This window comes from Tritonibacter sp. SIMBA_163 (genome assembly GCF_046535935.1).
In the GTDB taxonomy this organism is placed as follows: domain Bacteria; phylum Pseudomonadota; class Alphaproteobacteria; order Rhodobacterales; family Rhodobacteraceae; genus Epibacterium; species Epibacterium scottomollicae.
Map to the genome: position 1 here is coordinate 1 of NZ_JAWJBP010000418.1, position 274 is coordinate 274.

Consider the following 274-nt stretch of genomic DNA (forward strand, 5'->3'; position numbering starts at 1 on the left):
TTCACCTGTTGCGCCGTGTCTTGCAAGTTCTCTACCACCGCAGTAAACAAGTCTGCAACAATCCCAATATCTCCTTCCATCAACTGCGCCCGCACGGTTAAATCGCCATCGGCAGCTTGTTCAATGTCAGTCATTAACCGCGTCACTTCTTCTTCTAGTTCTTCCCGCTCTTGTCGTTGTTGTTCAACACTTTCTTCTTGTTCTTTCAGCAGTTTTTGGACTCGATCCACAAGGTTGTTGTAACTTTGTGCAAGAACTTTCGTTTCATAACTCC

Annotated in this window: 1 protein-coding gene; it reads right to left on the reverse strand. The window is 45.6% G+C overall.

The window, feature by feature from the left end; genetic code table 11:
- The coding region (locus R0J92_RS22965; RefSeq protein ID WP_411053368.1) for a hypothetical protein at positions 1-274 on the reverse strand (274 nt) is incomplete at both ends.